The sequence below is a fragment of the Stenotrophomonas sp. AS012628 genome (genome assembly GCF_010608305.1).
In the GTDB taxonomy this organism is placed as follows: Bacteria; Pseudomonadota; Gammaproteobacteria; order Xanthomonadales; family Xanthomonadaceae; genus Stenotrophomonas; species Stenotrophomonas geniculata.
The window spans coordinates 75567-89679 of sequence record NZ_VMBJ01000013.1; the positions used below are offsets into that span (position 1 = coordinate 75567).

Here is a 14113-nt window from a genome sequence, read left to right on the forward strand (position 1 = left end):
AACAGGCGGCGCTCTACGCTGGCGGCATGGCCCTGCACAGCACCGCGTCGATTATCCGCATTCCTCACGGGAAGGCGGGGTAGCGCGCGGTCATCACGGCCAAGCAACCCGCCCGGGAAGGCGGGTTGCACACAGCGCTCTCCCGGGTAATGGAATCCACCAAGGAGAACGCAGATGCGCAACCTTTCATCGAACGACCCTTCGCCGACCCTGCACCTGGTGTGCGGCAAGATCGGTGCTGGCAAATCCACCCTGTCGCAGCAGTTGGCGTTGAAGCCGCGCCACGTATTGATCAGCGAAGATGCATGGTTGGCGGCACTGTATCCGGGCGAGATCCATTCCATTGCCGACTATCTGCAGCGTGCAGCCACGTTGCGCAATGTGCTGGCCGGTCATCTGCGCGCATTGCTGCAGGCGGGTGTTTCGGTGGTGCTCGATTTTCCATTCAATACGCCAGCCAGTCGCGCGTGGGCACGTGAAGTGTTCTCGCCGGCTGGCGCTGCACATCAACTGCATTTCCTCGATGTTGCCGACGACGTCTGCAAGGCGCGGCTGCGCGCGCGCAATGCACTCGGCGAGCATCCGTTCCCGGCCAGCGACGAGGAGTTCGAGCAGATCACCCGCCACTTCGTTGCACCAGCTGCGGAAGAGGGCTTTTGGGTGATCCGCCATACGGCGTAGGACTGGGCGCGGTGCCGGTCAGGTCGCGGGCACCGGTCCACCGCATGCGACGCGATGCATCGGGAAGTCCATTGTCTGCTTCGGATTGTCCTGCGCGATCTCGATGCGCGCATGCGCGCGCTGGTCGTCGAGGCGCCGATAGTGGATACGCTGCGGGAAGTCGTTGGCGGGATTCTCGAACACGGCTTCATTGCCATCGACCCGGGTGGCGTTGAAGTCTGTGGCGTTCTGGCCAGAGGGCAGGGCGGTCAGCACCAGGCGTCCATCATCGTGCTGGCGCAGCTGCATGAACTCGAAGCCCACCGTGCGGCCATCCCGCAGGGTGCGGCTGCTGCCGAACAGGGTGTTTCCAGCCAGGATGGACCACTGCTCGCCGGCACCGGCCGGCTGGCCATCAAGCTGCCAGCAACCGGCCAGCCAGGCCAGGTGTTCGATCTTCGAGGGTGAGGCGGACAGTGCGTGCGGGGCCGCGAGCAGCAGCGGCAACAGGGCCAGGGCGATGCGGAGCGACATCGGTGCCTCCATGCGCGGGAATGTGCGGCCTGTATAGCGCCCGGGGGATCACGCGGCCAGTGCCGTCCCTTCCAGTGCTGATTCCGATACGATCTGTCGCATTGAGCCATTTTTGATTGACCCGGAGTCCCGCCATGGTCGACCGCCTCGCCATCCTTCTTGAACGCTTCGCGGTCACGGCTTCGGTGTTCCATGCCGGCGCGCTGTGCGGCATCAACACGCTGGAGGGTGAGGATGAGGCGGGTCAGTTGCACCTGGTGCGGCGCGGGCCGCTGCAGGTCAGTCACGGGCAGCAGACCGTGCAGGTCGAAGTGCCGAGCCTGCTGCTGTATCCGCGGCCGATGCCACATCGCTTCAGTACCGACCCGCAGCAGGGCGCCGACATGGCCTGCGCCAACCTGCATTTCGAGGGCGGACGGCTCAATCCGATCAGTGCTGCGCTGCCCGATTTCATCTGCTTGCCGCTGGCCGACCTGTATGGAGGCAACGCGGCGCTGGAACTGCTGTTCGAAGAGGCGTTCGAGCAGCGCTGCGGGCGGGCAGCGATGGTCAACCGGCTGTTCGAGGTGGTGATGATCCAAGTGCTGCGCCAGCTGATGGAAGGTGGCGAGATGCGCGGCGGCCTGTTCGCCGGGCTGGGTCATCCGCGGCTGCGGCTGGCATTGGTGGCGATGCATGAAGCGCCCGCACAGTCCTGGACCCTGGAAGACCTGGCCGAGGTCGCCGGCATGTCACGCAGCGTGTTCGCCGCCAGCTTCCGCGAGGCGATGGGCACCACGCCAGGCCAGTACCTGCAGGGGTGGCGGGTTGGGCTCGCGCAACAGGCGCTGCGGCAGGGGCGGCCGCTGAAGCGGATCGCCGACGATGTGGGCTATGGCAGCGAAGCGGCGTTGTCGCGCGCGTTCAAGGCGCATACCGGGCAGTCGCCACGGGAATGGCGGGGGCAGGCACGGGTCAGCGCGGCCTGATCGGTCAGCCCAGCACCAGCCGGGCGAGCTTCATGCCACCGAACAGACCGGCCAGGCCCAGCGCCACCGAGCCACCGGCATACAGTGCCGCCAGCCCATGCTGGCCACGCTGCAGCAGCAGGCCGATCTCCAGCGCGTAGGTGGAAAACGTGGTGTAGCCGCCGAGGATGCCGGTGGCCAGCAGCAGGCGCAGCTGCGGCGAGGCGCCATTGCGCATGGCGAAGACCTCGACCACCACGCCCATCAGCAGCGCACCGCTGATGTTGATCAGGAAGGTCGACCAGGGCCAGGGACTGCCGACCGCCACCCGCGCGCCGATCAGGTTGCAGGCGTGGCGCAGGCAGGCGCCGATGCCGCCGCCGACGAAGACCAGGAAATAATTGTTCAATGCTTGCATGGCGTGCCTCGAATGCGGGTTCGCAGGGTCAATGGCGAACGCCGAGGGCAGGCACGACCTGCCGTCGACGAACACCGGGTTCGTCCTGGCAGGAGCCATCAGCCTTCTCAGGCGGTTATCGGGGGAGCCCCATCCCCATCGCGGTCCATGCTACCAGCGGCGGTGCATTCACGTCATCGAGGTCGTCAGAACGCGAGCCACCTTGCTGCGGCTGAAGCCATCCATCAGCAGTTCGAACGCGAGCAGATCCAGCGCCGCATGGCGGCGGTGGTCGATCTCCAGCCCGTTCTCGGCCACCAGATGGCTGACCAGCTCGTAGGCGTCCTGCCAGACATCCAGATGGGCCTGGCTGGGGATGTAGGCACTGCCGGGCTCACCGACGCCGAGCCCGCTGACCCCGTACAGCAGCTCGCGGGCGTCCAGCTTGGCCGCATCTGCGATGCGGAACAGCTGTTCGGCTTTCACGTGCGAGGCGCTCACGTGATCGTTGAGCCAGTTGCTGATGGTTGCTGTCGTTGATTTGGCGGCGCGTGCCAGATCGGCCGGGCGTGGGTGCCCGGCTTTCTTCATGGCTGCCGCGAGTCGTTGGCCGAGAGTATTCATCTATGCAAGCCAGCTTAACGCGTGGATTGCGAAGAAGCCTTGTCGCAAGAATCAGTCTGGTTAACAGAAGGACCGACCGTGACCGAATTCTGGAGCAAGCGGCAGGTGCGCACCCGGCTGGGATTCCGCACCGACGCCGAACTGGCACGCTTCTTTGGCATAAGCCGTTCCGCAGTGTCGCAATGGCCGAGGGACTTCCCGATTCCGGCCCTGCGGCAATACATCCTGCATCAGCGCTATCCCAACCTGTTCCCCACGACAGAAGCGTCGGCGGGCGAATCCATCTGACTTGCGCCGCCTTTTGTCGCATCTAGCACGCTAAGCGCCTTTTGCTAAGTATTCTTAGCAAAATAGGTAAGATCGATCGATCTGAGAATCACAATCGGCGCCATCTACTGGAGGTGTCGGTCCTTGGGTCCCGCTTACTGTCGGCTTCACCCCATCCGGGGGGCCCGGGTCCCCGTATGTAGTTTCGTGAACGATTAATAATTTCAATCACGAAAGTCGCTGCATGTAATTGACCTGTCGTGAAATCTATGACTAATTGGAGTCAACCAAGCGTGAAGCCTGGGAGTCTTTCAGTAGCACGCAAGTGAGTCGGTAGACCGTCAACAATGCAGAACAAGTCCAACGGAGGTCGTATGGAATACGGCATGCATGGCTTGGCTGAACGGGTACGCCGCGAACTGGAAGCCAGTTACCACAAACACGGATGCGGTCCGGCGTTCTGGGATACCTACCAGCAGGTGCTGGACCGCCTGGTCCCGCAGGGGACCGAGCGTACCGAAGTCACCAACGAAATGGCGCTGATCATCGAACAGCTGGGCATCGTCCGGCGTGCGCAGCTTGTGCCGCCGCACGCCAACGGGGCGCGTTGATTCAGAGCAGGCGCCAGGCGCCGCAGGCAAGCAGCGCCAGCAACAAGGACAGCAGGGCCAGGGTCCGGGGGCGCCACAGGCGCTTCGGTTGTCCAGCCATCGCCTGCGGACTGCAGTAGCGCACCAGCCCCGGACCGAAACCGGCCCGGTGCTGTTGTTGTGCGCAGGCCTCCAGGCAGGCGCCGCAGGCCAGGCAATCGGCCTGCGGCCCCTGGCGGATGTCCAGCTGCATCGGGCAGGCGCTGACACAAGCAGCGCAGTCGATGCAGTCACCGAGGCGGTCGGCGCTGAAGGTCGGCATCGGTCCGGCCAGCAGCGGATGCGCGGCGCGGAATACGTAGTCCTGCGCAGTGGTCGGGTCGAGCAGGCCGCGGCCACGGCCCAGTACTCCGCCAAGCCCGGACGGACGTGGCCCGCGCGGCTCACCGCGACGGGCGTCGTACAGCATGCGCGGTGTGTGCGGATCGGTCAGCAGCGGCTGCATGCGTGCGAACGGGCACAGCGAACGGCAGACCTGCTCGCGCAGGAAACCGGCATTGCCCCAGGTCGCGGCTGCATAGAACAGCACCCAGAAGGTTTCCCAGCGGCTCCAGCCGGCGTGGGGCGCAGCGGTCACCAGTTCGGCGATGGGGCTGAACAGGCCGACGAAGGTGATCCCGGTCCACAGCGACAACAGCCCCCAGGCCAGCTGGGTGGCCGGGCGTACAGCAGGTGCAGGCAGCATGCGGGCCGCGCTGCGGGCGATCCCGTCGAAGGCGCGCCGCCACAGGGTCTGCGGGCAGGCATGGCCGCACCAGATGCGCCCGGCGAGGTGGGTAAGCAGCGCAAGGCCCACCGCCAGCACCGCCAGCAGTCCGATCAGCACGCCGGCGTCGCTGGGCCACAACGTCCAGCCAAACAGGTCGAATCGCCGCGCGTTGATGTCCAGCAACAGCGCCTGGCGACCCTCCCAGCGCAGCCACGGCAGTGCGTAGAACAGCGCCAGCAAGGCGGCGCTGAGCGTGCCGCGCCAGTGCCAGGGACGGGGGATCCGGGTGCAGGACGTACTCATCCCAGCGGCAGCTCGTCGTCATCGCTCGGCATCGGCCGCTGCAGGTACCAGGTGACCGCGCTGGACAGTGCCGTCACCGACCAGAACATGAAGAATCCCGCCGTATAGCCCAGTTCGCGACTGATGGCCGTGCCCGGGAAACTGATGGCCTGCAGGCGCAACGGATCGACGAAAGCGAAGAACACCACGCTGGCAACGCCGGCGGCGATGAAGCTGGGCCAGAGGATGGCGCCCCACTGCTGGATCAGCCTCTGGCGGCGGTTGGGAGAAGGTCTGTTCATGCTGTCCCGGATCGAAAAGTGGGCGGCGCGTATACTTCGCCAAGGCTGGCGCGGCATCCGCAGGGCATGCTTCCTGCAAGCGTGCCAGCCTAGGTGCAGCGGACTGCGCCGACATTGATCTGGATCAACGGCGCTGCCGCCTGGGTGCGGCACACTGCCGGCACGCTTTGGGTACCCCGATGAACGCAACACCGCCGCCTGTCCTCCCCGTCGCCTCGCCCGGGTTGTGCACCGAGCAGGAAGTGACCCGCCTGGTTCACGATTTCTATGCCCGCGTGCGTGAGGAAGAACGGCTGGGACCGGTGTTCGAGGCGCACGTCCACGATTGGCCTGAGCATCTGGCGCAGCTGGTCGACTTCTGGTCGGCGATGCTGCGCGGTACCCGTCGCTTCAAGGGCTCGCCGATGTCCAAGCACATGGCCATCGAGCTGGACAAGGACCTGTTCGACCGCTGGCTGGTGCTGTTCCGGATCACCACTGCCGAATGCAACAACCCGCCGATGCAGGAACTGGCCAACGACGTGGCCGCGCGCATCGGTGACACCTTCTGGAAGCGCTACCAGATGCTGCGCTGGCCGCAGGTGGGCCTGCCGGTGCTGGGGATCCCCGGCAAGGATTGATCTGGGTCAAGGCGGCGCAGGCCGCCCGGCGCGATGCTGGCGGCATGGACACGTTCTCTCCCGCCGCCGGCGGCCTGGCCTGGACCTTCGACCCCGACCTTCTGCGCCGGCACGACCGGCCGGGCCCGCGCTACACCTCGTATCCGACCGCGCCGCATTTCCATGATGGCTTCGACGCGCCGGCGCTGCGCCAGGCGATCTCCGACAGCAACCAGCTGGCCCGCGCGCTGTCGCTGTATGTGCATGTGCCGTTCTGTTCCAGCCCCTGCTTCTACTGCGGCTGCAACCGGGTGATCACCCGCGATCGCGGTCGTGGCCACAGTTACGTCTCGCGCGTGCTGGCCGAGGCCGACCTGTTGGCGCCGCAGTTCGATGACGGCCGCGAGGTGATCCAGCTGCACCTGGGCGGTGGTACGCCGAACTTCCTCGATGCCGAGGCGATGACCACGCTGGTGGAAGGGTTGCGCCGGCGCTTCGATTTCAGTGATTCGCCGCAGCGCGATTTCTCGATCGAACTCGATCCGCGCTTCATCGACACCCGCGACGTCGCCATGCTGGCGCGGCTGGGCTTCAACCGGGCCAGCCTGGGCGTGCAGGATTTCGACCCGCAGGTGCAGGAATCGATCAACCGCATACAGGGTGTGCAGCAGACGCTGGACATCCTGCGCGCCTGCCGCGACAGCGGCATGCGTTCGGTCAACGTCGACCTGATCTATGGCCTGCCGGGGCAGAGCCTGGAAGGATTCGGCCGCACCCTCGAACGGGTGCTGGCGCTGCGCCCGGATCGCCTGGCGGTGTATGGCTACGCGCATCTGCCGCATCTGTTCCGCGCGCAGAAGCAGATCGACGAAAGCCGCTTGCCTTCGCCGGAAGACAAGCTGGCGCTGCTGGGCCTGGCGGTGGAGAAGCTCTCTGCGGCCGGCTACCAGTACATCGGCATGGATCATTTCGCACTGCCGGAGGAGGATCTGTCACGCGCGCAGCGTGCCGGCCAGCTGCATCGCAACTTCATGGGCTATACCACCCACGCCGATACTGATCTGCTTGGCCTGGGCGTGAGTGCGATCAGCCACATCGGTGCCACCTACAGCCAGAATCCGCGCGATCTGCCGTCGTGGGAGGATGCGGTGGACCAGGGCCAGCTGCCGGTCTGGCGCGGCGTGGCGTTGAGTGCCGACGACCAACTGCGTGCGGAACTGATCCAGCAGCTGATGTGCCAGGGCGAGGTGGATGGCGTGCTGCTGGGGCAGCGTCACGGCGTGGATTTCGAGCAGTACTTCGCCGAGGACCTGCGTTCGGTGCAGCGGCTGCAGGAAGACGGCCTGGCCGAATACCGCGATGGCGTGGTGCGTGCCAGCGAACCTGGGCGACCATTGCTGCGGTTGCTGGCGATGTGCTTCGACCCGTACCTGCGTGCCGCGCACGAGCAACCGCGTTATTCGCGGGCGATCTGAAGGTAGCGTGTGCTGCGCTCGCGTGGTGCCCGGAGCCGGAATCGAACCGGCATGGGGTTGCCCCCGGCGGATTTTAAGTCCGATGCGTCTACCAGTTTCGCCATCCGGGCCTGCAGCGCGGCGCCGATTGTAGCCCACCTGCGGTGCCGCGACCGGATTGCATCACGGCGGCCGCGTGCTTAACTGTCGATCGCATTCATGTCATAGTCCCTGCCATCGTTCCCAGGGGGGGAGCCACCTGATGTCGCTGCACGCGATTGCCTATGCCAGTGAGGCCCGCGCCGATCTGCAGACAACCGATCTTGACCGCCTGCTGGCCGACGCCACGGCATTCAATCGTGTAGCCGGTGTCACCGGTGTCCTGATGTTCGACGGAGCACGCTTCCTGCAGTATCTCGAGGGCCCGGAGGACGGCATCGATTCGGTGTTCCAGCGCATTCTCAACGCGCGCAGCCACGTGCAGCTGAAAGTGCTGTGCCGTGCACCCGTGGTGCAGCGCGCATTTCCGCGCTGGTCGATGGGCACGCGGCGGATCGAGCCGGAGCTGCTGGCGCAGATTGTCGATGCCGCGTGGCCCGGCTTCCTGCTTGGCAGTGGTGGATTCGAGCGCCTGCTGCAGGCCTGGACCGGCGCCGACGGTGAACTGGAACCGGCCGCGGTGGCGTTGGGGTCCTGAGCCCGCCTTGGCGGCAGGGCGCCGGGGCCGGTAGGCTGTAGCCTTTCTGGCGCAGGTTTTCCGGAGTGGTGCAGCAGATGAGTGTGTTGGCCGAAGCCATGGCAGCGTATGTGCGATCGCATCCGTTGCATGGGATGTGCCGATGAGTGCGCCGGTTGCGGCGGCCAGCGCCCCCCGGTTTGCGGTGATCGGCCTGGGTTATGTCGGCCTGCCTTTGGCGGTGGCGTTTGGCCGGCAGTGGCCGACGTTGGGCTTCGATATCGATGCCGGTCGCATCGCCGAGCTGCGCAGCGGCCAGGACCACACGCTGGAAATGGAAGCCGACGAGCTGGCCAGTGCGCAGCTTCTGCAGTACGGCAGCGATCCGGCATTGCTCGATGCCTGCAATGTCTACATCGTCACCGTGCCGACCCCGATCGATGCTTACGAGCAGCCTGACCTGGAGCCCCTGCGTTCGGCGACACGACTGATTGCCAGTCATCTTCGCGCCGGCGATCTGGTGATCTACGAGTCCACGGTGTACCCCGGCACCACCGAGGAAGTGTGCGTGCCGCTGCTGGAACAGGGGTCGGGCCTGCGCTTCAACGAAGACTTCTATTGCGGCTACAGCCCGGAACGGGTCAGTCCCGGTGACCGCCAGCGGCGCCTGGCCGACATCCGCAAGATCACGTCCGGCTCGACACCGGAAGCCGCTGTGGTGATTGATGGTCTCTACCAGCGCATCATCGCCGCCGGTACGTTCCCGGCACCGTCGATGCGCGTGGCTGAAGCGGCCAAGGTGGTCGAGAACATCCAGCGCGACGTCAACATCGCGCTGGTCAACGAGCTTGCCCTGATATTCGATCGGCTCGGCATCGATACCCAGGACGTGCTCGACGCCGCCGGCAGCAAGTGGAATTTCCTGCCGTTCCGGCCGGGGCTGGTCGGCGGTCACTGCATCGGCGTCGATCCGTATTACCTACTGCACAAGTCAGAGAGCGTGGGCTACCACCCGGACCTGATCCACACCGCGCGGCAGGTCAACAACCGCGTCGGCGAGCACGTGGCCGCGCGGGTGCTGGCGATGCTGGCCGAGCGTGGCCGTGCGCCGGCGGACGCACGCATCCTGGTGCTGGGCGTGACTTTCAAGGAGGATTGCCCGGACCTGCGCAACAGCCGCGCGCTGGAGCTGGCGCAACGGCTGCGCGATGCCGGCGCGCAGGTAGAGGTCAGCGACCCGTGGGTCGGCCCGGCGGCATTGACCGGCGAGGGCCTGGATTGGCTGGCCGAGCCCGGGGCAGGGCGCTATGACGCGGTGGTGCTGGCGGTGGCCCACGCCCGTTTCAAGGCGATGGATGAATCCGCAATCCGGGGGCTATTGGCGCCGGGTGGCCTGGTCTACGACGTGAAATCGGCCTGGCCGCGCAACGTGGTTGACGATCGCTTGTAAGCCCGGGCAGCGAACGGCGCGGTAGACTCGGGGCAGTTGCAACCGAGGAAAGCCATGCACCGGTATATCGTCTACCTGCTCGCCATCCTGATGTTCCCGATATGCCTGTGGCTGGCCACGATCTGGCCGGCCTGGTATTGGGGCGTCGGCCTGACTGCCGCGATGGTGGCGCTGGGGACCTGGGATCTGCTGCAGAAGCGCAGCACGCTGCGCCGCAACTATCCGGTGATGGCGCACTTCCGCTACGGGCTGGAATCGATCGGCCCGGAGATCCGCCAGTACTTCGTGCAGAGCGACCTGGAAGACGTGCCGTTCTCGCGCCAGCAGCGGGCACTGATCTACCAGCGCGCCAAGAACGAGATGGACACGGTGCCGTTCGGCACCCTGCGCAGCACCTATGCGGTGGACTACGAGTGGATCAATCATTCACTGGCACCGACCGCCATCGCCAAGCATGACTTCCGCGTGTTGATCGGCCCGAACTGTGCCAAGCCCTATTCGGCCAGCGTGTTCAACATCTCGGCGATGAGCTTCGGTTCACTGTCGGCCAATGCCATCCGCGCGCTGAACGAAGGCGCGCGCCAGGGCGGCTTCTATCACGACACCGGCGAGGGTTCGATCTCGCCCTACCACCGCGAGATGGGCGGTGACCTGGTATGGGAGATCGGCTCGGGCTACTTCGGTTGCCGTGACGAGAAGGGCGGTTTCAGCGAGGAGCGCTTCGTTGCCAATGCCACCCATGACCAGGTCAAGATGATCGAGATCAAGCTGTCGCAGGGCGCCAAGCCGGGCCACGGTGGCGTGCTGCCGGCGCCGAAGGTGACCGCCGAGATCTCGGTGACGCGTGGCGTGCCGATGGGGGTGGACTGTGTGTCGCCGTCGCGTCACTCGGCGTTCTCGACGCCGGTCGAGCTGCTGCAGTTCGTCGCCCGCCTGCGCGAGTTGTCCGGTGGCAAGCCGGTCGGCTTCAAGCTGGCCATCGGCCATCCGTGGGAGTGGTTCGGCATTGCCAAGGCGATGCAGGAAACCGGGTTGCTGCCGGATTTCATTGTGGTCGACGGCGCCGAGGGCGGCACCGGTGCGGCACCGGCGGAATTCGTCGACCATGTGGGTGTGCCGATGCACGAGGCGCTGCTGCTGGTGCACAACACCCTGGTCGGCCTCGATCTGCGCGATCGCATCCGCATCGGTGCGGCTGGCAAGATCACCAGTGCGTTCGACATCGCGCGGACCATCGCGCTGGGGGCTGACTGGTGCAATGCCGGCCGAGGCTTCATGTTCGCGCTGGGCTGCATCCAATCACTGAGCTGCCATACCGACAAGTGCCCGACCGGTATCGCGACCCAGGATCCCGCGCGCTGGAGGCATCTGGATGCACCGGACAAGGCCACCCGTGTGTACAGCTACCACGAGCACACGCTGCATGCCTTGAAGGAACTGTTGTGTGCCGCGGGCCTGAATGATCCGGCTGAACTCGGGCCGGAACACATCCTGCGCCGTGTTTCGCCGGTGGAGATCCGTTCGCTGGCCTCGCTGTACCGTTACCTGGAACCGGGCGAGCTGCTGCACAAGGTGCCGGACCATGCGGTGTTCCATGCGTTCTGGGCCGATGCGCGCAGCGATTCCTTCCAGCCGCCGCCGAAGATCCAGGCACTGCGTGCCAGCAAGTCGCGATAACGTGATGTTGTAGAGCCGAGCCCATGCTCGGCTGCTTCTCGATCACGCATCGCGATGTTGGAACGAAGATCAGCCGAGCATAGGCTCGGCTCTACAAGGAGATGTCATGCAGTTCAGGACCGGCACCATGGATGACGTGGCCATGTTGTGGGCGCTGCGCACGCGTTGCGTGCGGGAGACCTGCAGCAGTCATTACCCGCCTGAGGTCATTGCGCCCTGGTCTGCCTCGCCGCCACCGTCGCAGTACGCGCGGCTGTTGTCGCAGGGTCGCTGCGTGGTGGCCGAGGACGAGCAGGGCGGTCTGCTCGGCTTTGGCGTGTTCGATGCCGATGCCAATGAAGTCGATGCGTTGTTCGTCGATCCGGATCGTGGCGGCAAGGGCATCGGCCAGGCGCTGATGCAGCGCCTGCTGGCGATGGCCGATCCTGAGCGCGAGGTGGTGCTGTCAGCCTCGCTCAACGCCGTGCCGTTCTATCAGCGGCAGGGGTTCATCAGTGTGCGCGAAGAGGCCTACCCGCATCCCAGCGGCGTGGCGCTGGCTTCGGTGAGCATGCGCCGGCCGTGGTGAGTGCCCGTTTTCTGCGTTCTGTAGAGCCGAGCCCACGCTCGGCTGCTTTTGATTCAAGCTGAGCGTGGGCTCGGCTCTACAAGTAGCGCAGTCGAGCATGGCTCGACGCTACAAGGCCGGTTTCAGCGCCCGGCCAACCACCCGATCACGCCTTCCGCAGCACGCAGGCCACTGGCGTAGCACGCGGTCAGCAGGTAGCCACCCGTTGGTGCCTCCCAGTCCAGCATCTCGCCGGCACAGAACACCCCGGGCACTGCCCGCAGCATCAGGCCATCATCCAGCGCACCCAGGCGCACGCCACCGGCGGTGCTGATCACTTCGGCCATTGGCCGGGGACGCAGCAGGCGCAGCGGCAGGCGCTTGAGCGTAGCCGCCACAGCCGGCAGGTCGTTGCCCGCTTCTTTACCCAGAATCTCGAACACCAGTGCGGCTTTCACTGCATCCAGGCCGGCCTGGCGGCGCAGGTGCTCGCCGAAGCTGCGGCCCTTGCGCGGGCGTGACAGATCGGCCAGCAGGCGCGTCTCGTCACGGCCCGGCACCAGGTCCAGCCACAGCATCGCGTGGCCATCGCGGTTGATGGTCTCACGCAGGTCCGCCGCCAACGCGTAGATCAGGCTGCCTTCGATGCCGTACTCGCTGGCCACGCATTCGCCCTGCAGCGACTGTGGCTGTCCGGCCAGGTCGATCCAGTGCGCGACCACCGGCTTCAATGGCGCGCCGGCATTGCGCTGGGCGAAGAATGGGGTCCAGCCCACGTCGAAACCGCAGTTGGCCGACTGCAGCGGTGCGATGTCCACGCCATGGGCCTGCAGTGGCGCGACCCAGGCGCCGTCGCTGCCCAGCTGCGGCCAGCTGCCGCCGCCCATGGCCAGCAGGGTGGCATCGGCATGTACTTCAACGGCGCCGTCTTCGGTTTCAAAGCGCAATGCGCCTTCATCACTCCAGCCGATCCAGCGGTGGTTGGCGTGCAGGCGCACACCCTGCTCCTTCAACCGACGCACCCAGCCGCGCAGCAGCGGCGCTGCCTTGCGGTCGACCGGGAACACGCGGCCAGAGCTGCCCACGTAGGTCTCCACGCCGAAGCCGGCGGCCCAGTCACGCAGTGCCTGCGCGTCGAAGCCATCCAGCCAGCTGCCGACCACGGCAGCCTGCTCGCGGTAGCGGCTGTCGAACAGCGGGCGCGGATCGGAATGGGTCAGGTTGAGTCCGCCCTTGCCGGCGATCAGGAACTTGCGGCCGGGCGATCCCTTGGCCTCGTACAGGTCGACCTCCAGCCCAGCGGCGCGCAGGCGCTCGGCGGCGAACAGGCCGGCCGGGCCGCCGCCGATGACGGCGACCCGCTGGGGCAGTGCGGTATTACGGTTTGACATCGAGCAGCTCGACGTCGAACACCAGAGACGAGCCGGCCGGAATCGGGCCAACCCGGCGGTCGCCGTAGCCGTAGTCCGGTGGGATCATCAGCGTGCGCTTGCCGCCGACCTTCATGCCGGCCACGCCCTCATCCCAGCCGCGGATGACCTGGCCGGCGCCGAGTGCGAAGGTGAACGGCTCGCCACGGCTGACCGAGCTGTCGAAGGTCTTGCCGTGCTTGGTCTCGGTGCGGTTGTCATAGATCCAGCCGGTGTAGTGCACGGTGACCTTGTTGCCGGCAACGGCCTCGGTGCCGGTACCAGGGACGGTATCGATGCGCTCGAAGGTGGTCAGGGTGCCACCCGGCGGCGGGCCGGACGGTTCGGTCGAGCAGCCAACGGCGGCGAGGGACAGCAGCAGGGGAAGCAGCAGGCGGCGCATCGGGCGTCTCCGGAAGGGCGCAGGGCGAGGGCGGCAAGGGTAGCGCATCGGCGCCGGGTATCATGGGGGCATGGCAAAACTCCTGCTCAATCTGCGCAATGTCGGCGACGACGAATATGCCGATGTCTGCACGCTGCTCGACCAGCACGGCATCGCCTGGTATCGCACCGAACCCAGCCCCTGGGGCATTTCCAACGGCGGCCTGTGGCTGCGCGAGGACGCCGATCATCCGCGTGCGAAGGCGCTGATGGCGGAGTACCAGGCCGAACGCGGGCCGCGCATCCGTGCCGAGCGCGAGCAGGCGTTGCGCGAGGGCACGGCGGAGACCTTCGGTAGCCTGTTCCGGCGCCGACCGGGGTATGTGGTGCTGGTGCTGCTGGCGATGGCCGGTGCGGCGGCGCTGGTGCTGCTGCCGTTCGTGCTGTTGCGGGGGTAAGGGGTTTCGGCCGTGTTGCACCCGGCACCCGCAGAGGCAACGGCAACGTCAAAAGCCGGGCTTCAGTGGGAGGGCGGGGCGGTGTGGGCA

General features: G+C 66.2%; 18 protein-coding genes, 1 tRNA gene and 1 riboswitch. Of the genes, 11 read left to right on the forward strand and 8 right to left on the reverse strand.

The genetic code is table 11. The annotated features are described in order from the left end of the window. The first annotated feature begins 174 nt into the window (after positions 1-174). Positions 175-681 carry an ATP-binding protein gene (locus tag G5A07_RS08565; protein WP_191863157.1) on the forward strand — a complete coding sequence of 169 codons (507 nt, stop codon included), beginning with the start codon at positions 175-177 and terminating at the stop codon, positions 679-681. 18 nt (positions 682-699) lie between these two features. Here the strand turns inward: G5A07_RS08565 and G5A07_RS08570 are convergent, their stop codons facing one another. Next, a complete protein-coding gene (locus tag G5A07_RS08570) occupies positions 700-1194 on the reverse strand; it encodes a DUF6265 family protein (protein WP_191863158.1) in 495 nt (164 codons plus the stop codon). 134 nt (positions 1195-1328) lie between these two features. On the opposite strand from G5A07_RS08570, the gene G5A07_RS08575 reads away from it, so the two are divergent. Continuing rightward, complete coding sequence (locus G5A07_RS08575) at positions 1329-2162, forward strand: AraC family transcriptional regulator (RefSeq protein WP_191863159.1); 834 nt, start codon at positions 1329-1331, stop codon at positions 2160-2162. Between the two features lie 4 nt (positions 2163-2166). Here the strand turns inward: G5A07_RS08575 and crcB are convergent, their stop codons facing one another. Both crcB and G5A07_RS08585 read right to left on the reverse strand, forming a co-directional pair. Beyond that, positions 2167-2559 (reverse strand): fluoride efflux transporter CrcB, encoded by a 393-nt coding sequence (crcB, locus tag G5A07_RS08580; protein WP_005412844.1) that lies wholly within the window; start codon positions 2557-2559, stop codon positions 2167-2169. 82 nt (positions 2560-2641) lie between these two features. After that, positions 2642-2705: riboswitch (Fluoride riboswitch) on the reverse strand. A 22-nt stretch (positions 2706-2727) separates the two neighbouring features. Beyond that, positions 2728-3129 (reverse strand): transcriptional regulator, encoded by a 402-nt coding sequence (locus tag G5A07_RS08585; protein ID WP_010486043.1) that lies wholly within the window; start codon positions 3127-3129, stop codon positions 2728-2730. Between the two features lie 111 nt (positions 3130-3240). Between G5A07_RS08585 and G5A07_RS08590 the strand changes: the two genes are divergently transcribed. Continuing rightward, positions 3241-3450: a hypothetical protein gene (locus G5A07_RS08590; protein WP_010486042.1), complete on the forward strand. Its 210-nt coding sequence runs from the start codon at positions 3241-3243 to the stop codon at positions 3448-3450. A gap of 353 nt (positions 3451-3803) precedes the next feature. Next, a complete protein-coding gene (locus G5A07_RS08595) occupies positions 3804-4040 on the forward strand; it encodes a hypothetical protein (RefSeq protein WP_010486041.1) in 237 nt (78 codons plus the stop codon). Between the two features lies 1 nt (position 4041). Here the strand turns inward: G5A07_RS08595 and G5A07_RS08600 are convergent, their stop codons facing one another. Beyond that, positions 4042-5091, reverse strand: a complete 1050-nt coding sequence (locus G5A07_RS08600; RefSeq protein WP_049413251.1) for a 4Fe-4S dicluster domain-containing protein — start codon at positions 5089-5091, stop codon at positions 4042-4044. Further along, positions 5088-5372, reverse strand: coding sequence for a hypothetical protein (locus G5A07_RS08605; protein ID WP_049455317.1), 285 nt, complete (start codon positions 5370-5372; stop codon positions 5088-5090). Before G5A07_RS08605 ends, G5A07_RS08600 begins: the two co-directional genes overlap by 4 nt. 179 nt (positions 5373-5551) lie before the next feature. On the opposite strand from G5A07_RS08605, the gene G5A07_RS08610 reads away from it, so the two are divergent. Next, on the forward strand, positions 5552-5992 hold the full coding sequence (locus G5A07_RS08610; protein ID WP_109813828.1) for a group III truncated hemoglobin: 441 nt from the start codon (positions 5552-5554) through the stop codon (positions 5990-5992). Positions 5993-6036: 44 nt separating this feature from the next. Further along, positions 6037-7446: an oxygen-independent coproporphyrinogen III oxidase gene (hemN, locus tag G5A07_RS08615; protein WP_049455351.1), complete on the forward strand. Its 1410-nt coding sequence runs from the start codon at positions 6037-6039 to the stop codon at positions 7444-7446. Positions 7447-7469: 23 nt separating this feature from the next. Here the strand turns inward: hemN and G5A07_RS08620 are convergent. Further along, a tRNA-Leu gene (locus G5A07_RS08620) sits at positions 7470-7556 on the reverse strand. Positions 7557-7687: 131 nt separating this feature from the next. On the opposite strand from G5A07_RS08620, the gene G5A07_RS08625 reads away from it, so the two are divergent. From G5A07_RS08625 to G5A07_RS08640, 4 genes are all read left to right on the forward strand, one after another. Beyond that, a complete protein-coding gene (locus G5A07_RS08625) occupies positions 7688-8122 on the forward strand; it encodes a BLUF domain-containing protein (RefSeq protein WP_010486035.1) in 435 nt (144 codons plus the stop codon). A gap of 142 nt (positions 8123-8264) precedes the next feature. Further along, on the forward strand, positions 8265-9551 hold the full coding sequence (locus G5A07_RS08630) for a nucleotide sugar dehydrogenase (RefSeq protein WP_019337201.1): 1287 nt from the start codon (positions 8265-8267) through the stop codon (positions 9549-9551). Between the two features lie 54 nt (positions 9552-9605). After that, entirely contained in the window at positions 9606-11228 is a 1623-nt protein-coding gene (locus G5A07_RS08635) for an FMN-binding glutamate synthase family protein (protein WP_191863160.1), read from the forward strand. A gap of 106 nt (positions 11229-11334) precedes the next feature. Beyond that, positions 11335-11796 carry a GNAT family N-acetyltransferase gene (locus G5A07_RS08640; RefSeq protein ID WP_071305438.1) on the forward strand — a complete coding sequence of 154 codons (462 nt, stop codon included), beginning with the start codon at positions 11335-11337 and terminating at the stop codon, positions 11794-11796. 122 nt (positions 11797-11918) lie between these two features. On the opposite strand, the gene G5A07_RS08645 is transcribed toward G5A07_RS08640, so the two are convergent. Next, positions 11919-13166 (reverse strand): TIGR03862 family flavoprotein, encoded by a 1248-nt coding sequence (locus tag G5A07_RS08645; RefSeq protein WP_191863161.1) that lies wholly within the window; start codon positions 13164-13166, stop codon positions 11919-11921. Beyond that, entirely contained in the window at positions 13153-13587 is a 435-nt protein-coding gene (locus tag G5A07_RS08650; protein WP_004152813.1) for an FKBP-type peptidyl-prolyl cis-trans isomerase, read from the reverse strand. Before G5A07_RS08650 ends, G5A07_RS08645 begins: the two co-directional genes overlap by 14 nt. A 70-nt stretch (positions 13588-13657) precedes the next feature. Here G5A07_RS08650 and G5A07_RS08655 point away from each other — a divergent pair, with 70 nt between their 5' ends. Beyond that, on the forward strand, positions 13658-14023 hold the full coding sequence (locus G5A07_RS08655) for a DUF6164 family protein (RefSeq protein ID WP_010486017.1): 366 nt from the start codon (positions 13658-13660) through the stop codon (positions 14021-14023). Positions 14024-14113: the final 90 nt, after the last annotated feature.

What these genes read in the sequence shown, in the direction of transcription:
- G5A07_RS08565 (WP_191863157.1), top strand. Translation starts at nt 175, where the DNA reads ATGCGCAACCTTTCATCGAACGACCCTTCGCCGACCCTGCACCTGGTG.
- G5A07_RS08570 (WP_191863158.1), bottom strand. Translation starts at nt 1,194, where the DNA reads ATGTCGCTCCGCATCGCCCTGGCCCTGTTGCCGCTGCTGCTCGCGGCC.
- G5A07_RS08575 (WP_191863159.1), top strand. Translation starts at nt 1,329, where the DNA reads ATGGTCGACCGCCTCGCCATCCTTCTTGAACGCTTCGCGGTCACGGCT.
- crcB (WP_005412844.1), bottom strand. Translation starts at nt 2,559, where the DNA reads ATGCAAGCATTGAACAATTATTTCCTGGTCTTCGTCGGCGGCGGCATC.
- G5A07_RS08585 (WP_010486043.1), bottom strand. Translation starts at nt 3,129, where the DNA reads ATGAAGAAAGCCGGGCACCCACGCCCGGCCGATCTGGCACGCGCCGCC.
- G5A07_RS08595 (WP_010486041.1), top strand. Translation starts at nt 3,804, where the DNA reads ATGGAATACGGCATGCATGGCTTGGCTGAACGGGTACGCCGCGAACTG.
- G5A07_RS08600 (WP_049413251.1), bottom strand. Translation starts at nt 5,091, where the DNA reads ATGAGTACGTCCTGCACCCGGATCCCCCGTCCCTGGCACTGGCGCGGC.
- G5A07_RS08605 (WP_049455317.1), bottom strand. Translation starts at nt 5,372, where the DNA reads ATGAACAGACCTTCTCCCAACCGCCGCCAGAGGCTGATCCAGCAGTGG.
- G5A07_RS08610 (WP_109813828.1), top strand. Translation starts at nt 5,552, where the DNA reads ATGAACGCAACACCGCCGCCTGTCCTCCCCGTCGCCTCGCCCGGGTTG.
- hemN (WP_049455351.1), top strand. Translation starts at nt 6,037, where the DNA reads ATGGACACGTTCTCTCCCGCCGCCGGCGGCCTGGCCTGGACCTTCGAC.
- G5A07_RS08625 (WP_010486035.1), top strand. Translation starts at nt 7,688, where the DNA reads ATGTCGCTGCACGCGATTGCCTATGCCAGTGAGGCCCGCGCCGATCTG.
- G5A07_RS08630 (WP_019337201.1), top strand. Translation starts at nt 8,265, where the DNA reads ATGAGTGCGCCGGTTGCGGCGGCCAGCGCCCCCCGGTTTGCGGTGATC.
- G5A07_RS08635 (WP_191863160.1), top strand. Translation starts at nt 9,606, where the DNA reads ATGCACCGGTATATCGTCTACCTGCTCGCCATCCTGATGTTCCCGATA.
- G5A07_RS08640 (WP_071305438.1), top strand. Translation starts at nt 11,335, where the DNA reads ATGCAGTTCAGGACCGGCACCATGGATGACGTGGCCATGTTGTGGGCG.
- G5A07_RS08645 (WP_191863161.1), bottom strand. Translation starts at nt 13,166, where the DNA reads ATGTCAAACCGTAATACCGCACTGCCCCAGCGGGTCGCCGTCATCGGC.
- G5A07_RS08650 (WP_004152813.1), bottom strand. Translation starts at nt 13,587, where the DNA reads ATGCGCCGCCTGCTGCTTCCCCTGCTGCTGTCCCTCGCCGCCGTTGGC.
- G5A07_RS08655 (WP_010486017.1), top strand. Translation starts at nt 13,658, where the DNA reads ATGGCAAAACTCCTGCTCAATCTGCGCAATGTCGGCGACGACGAATAT.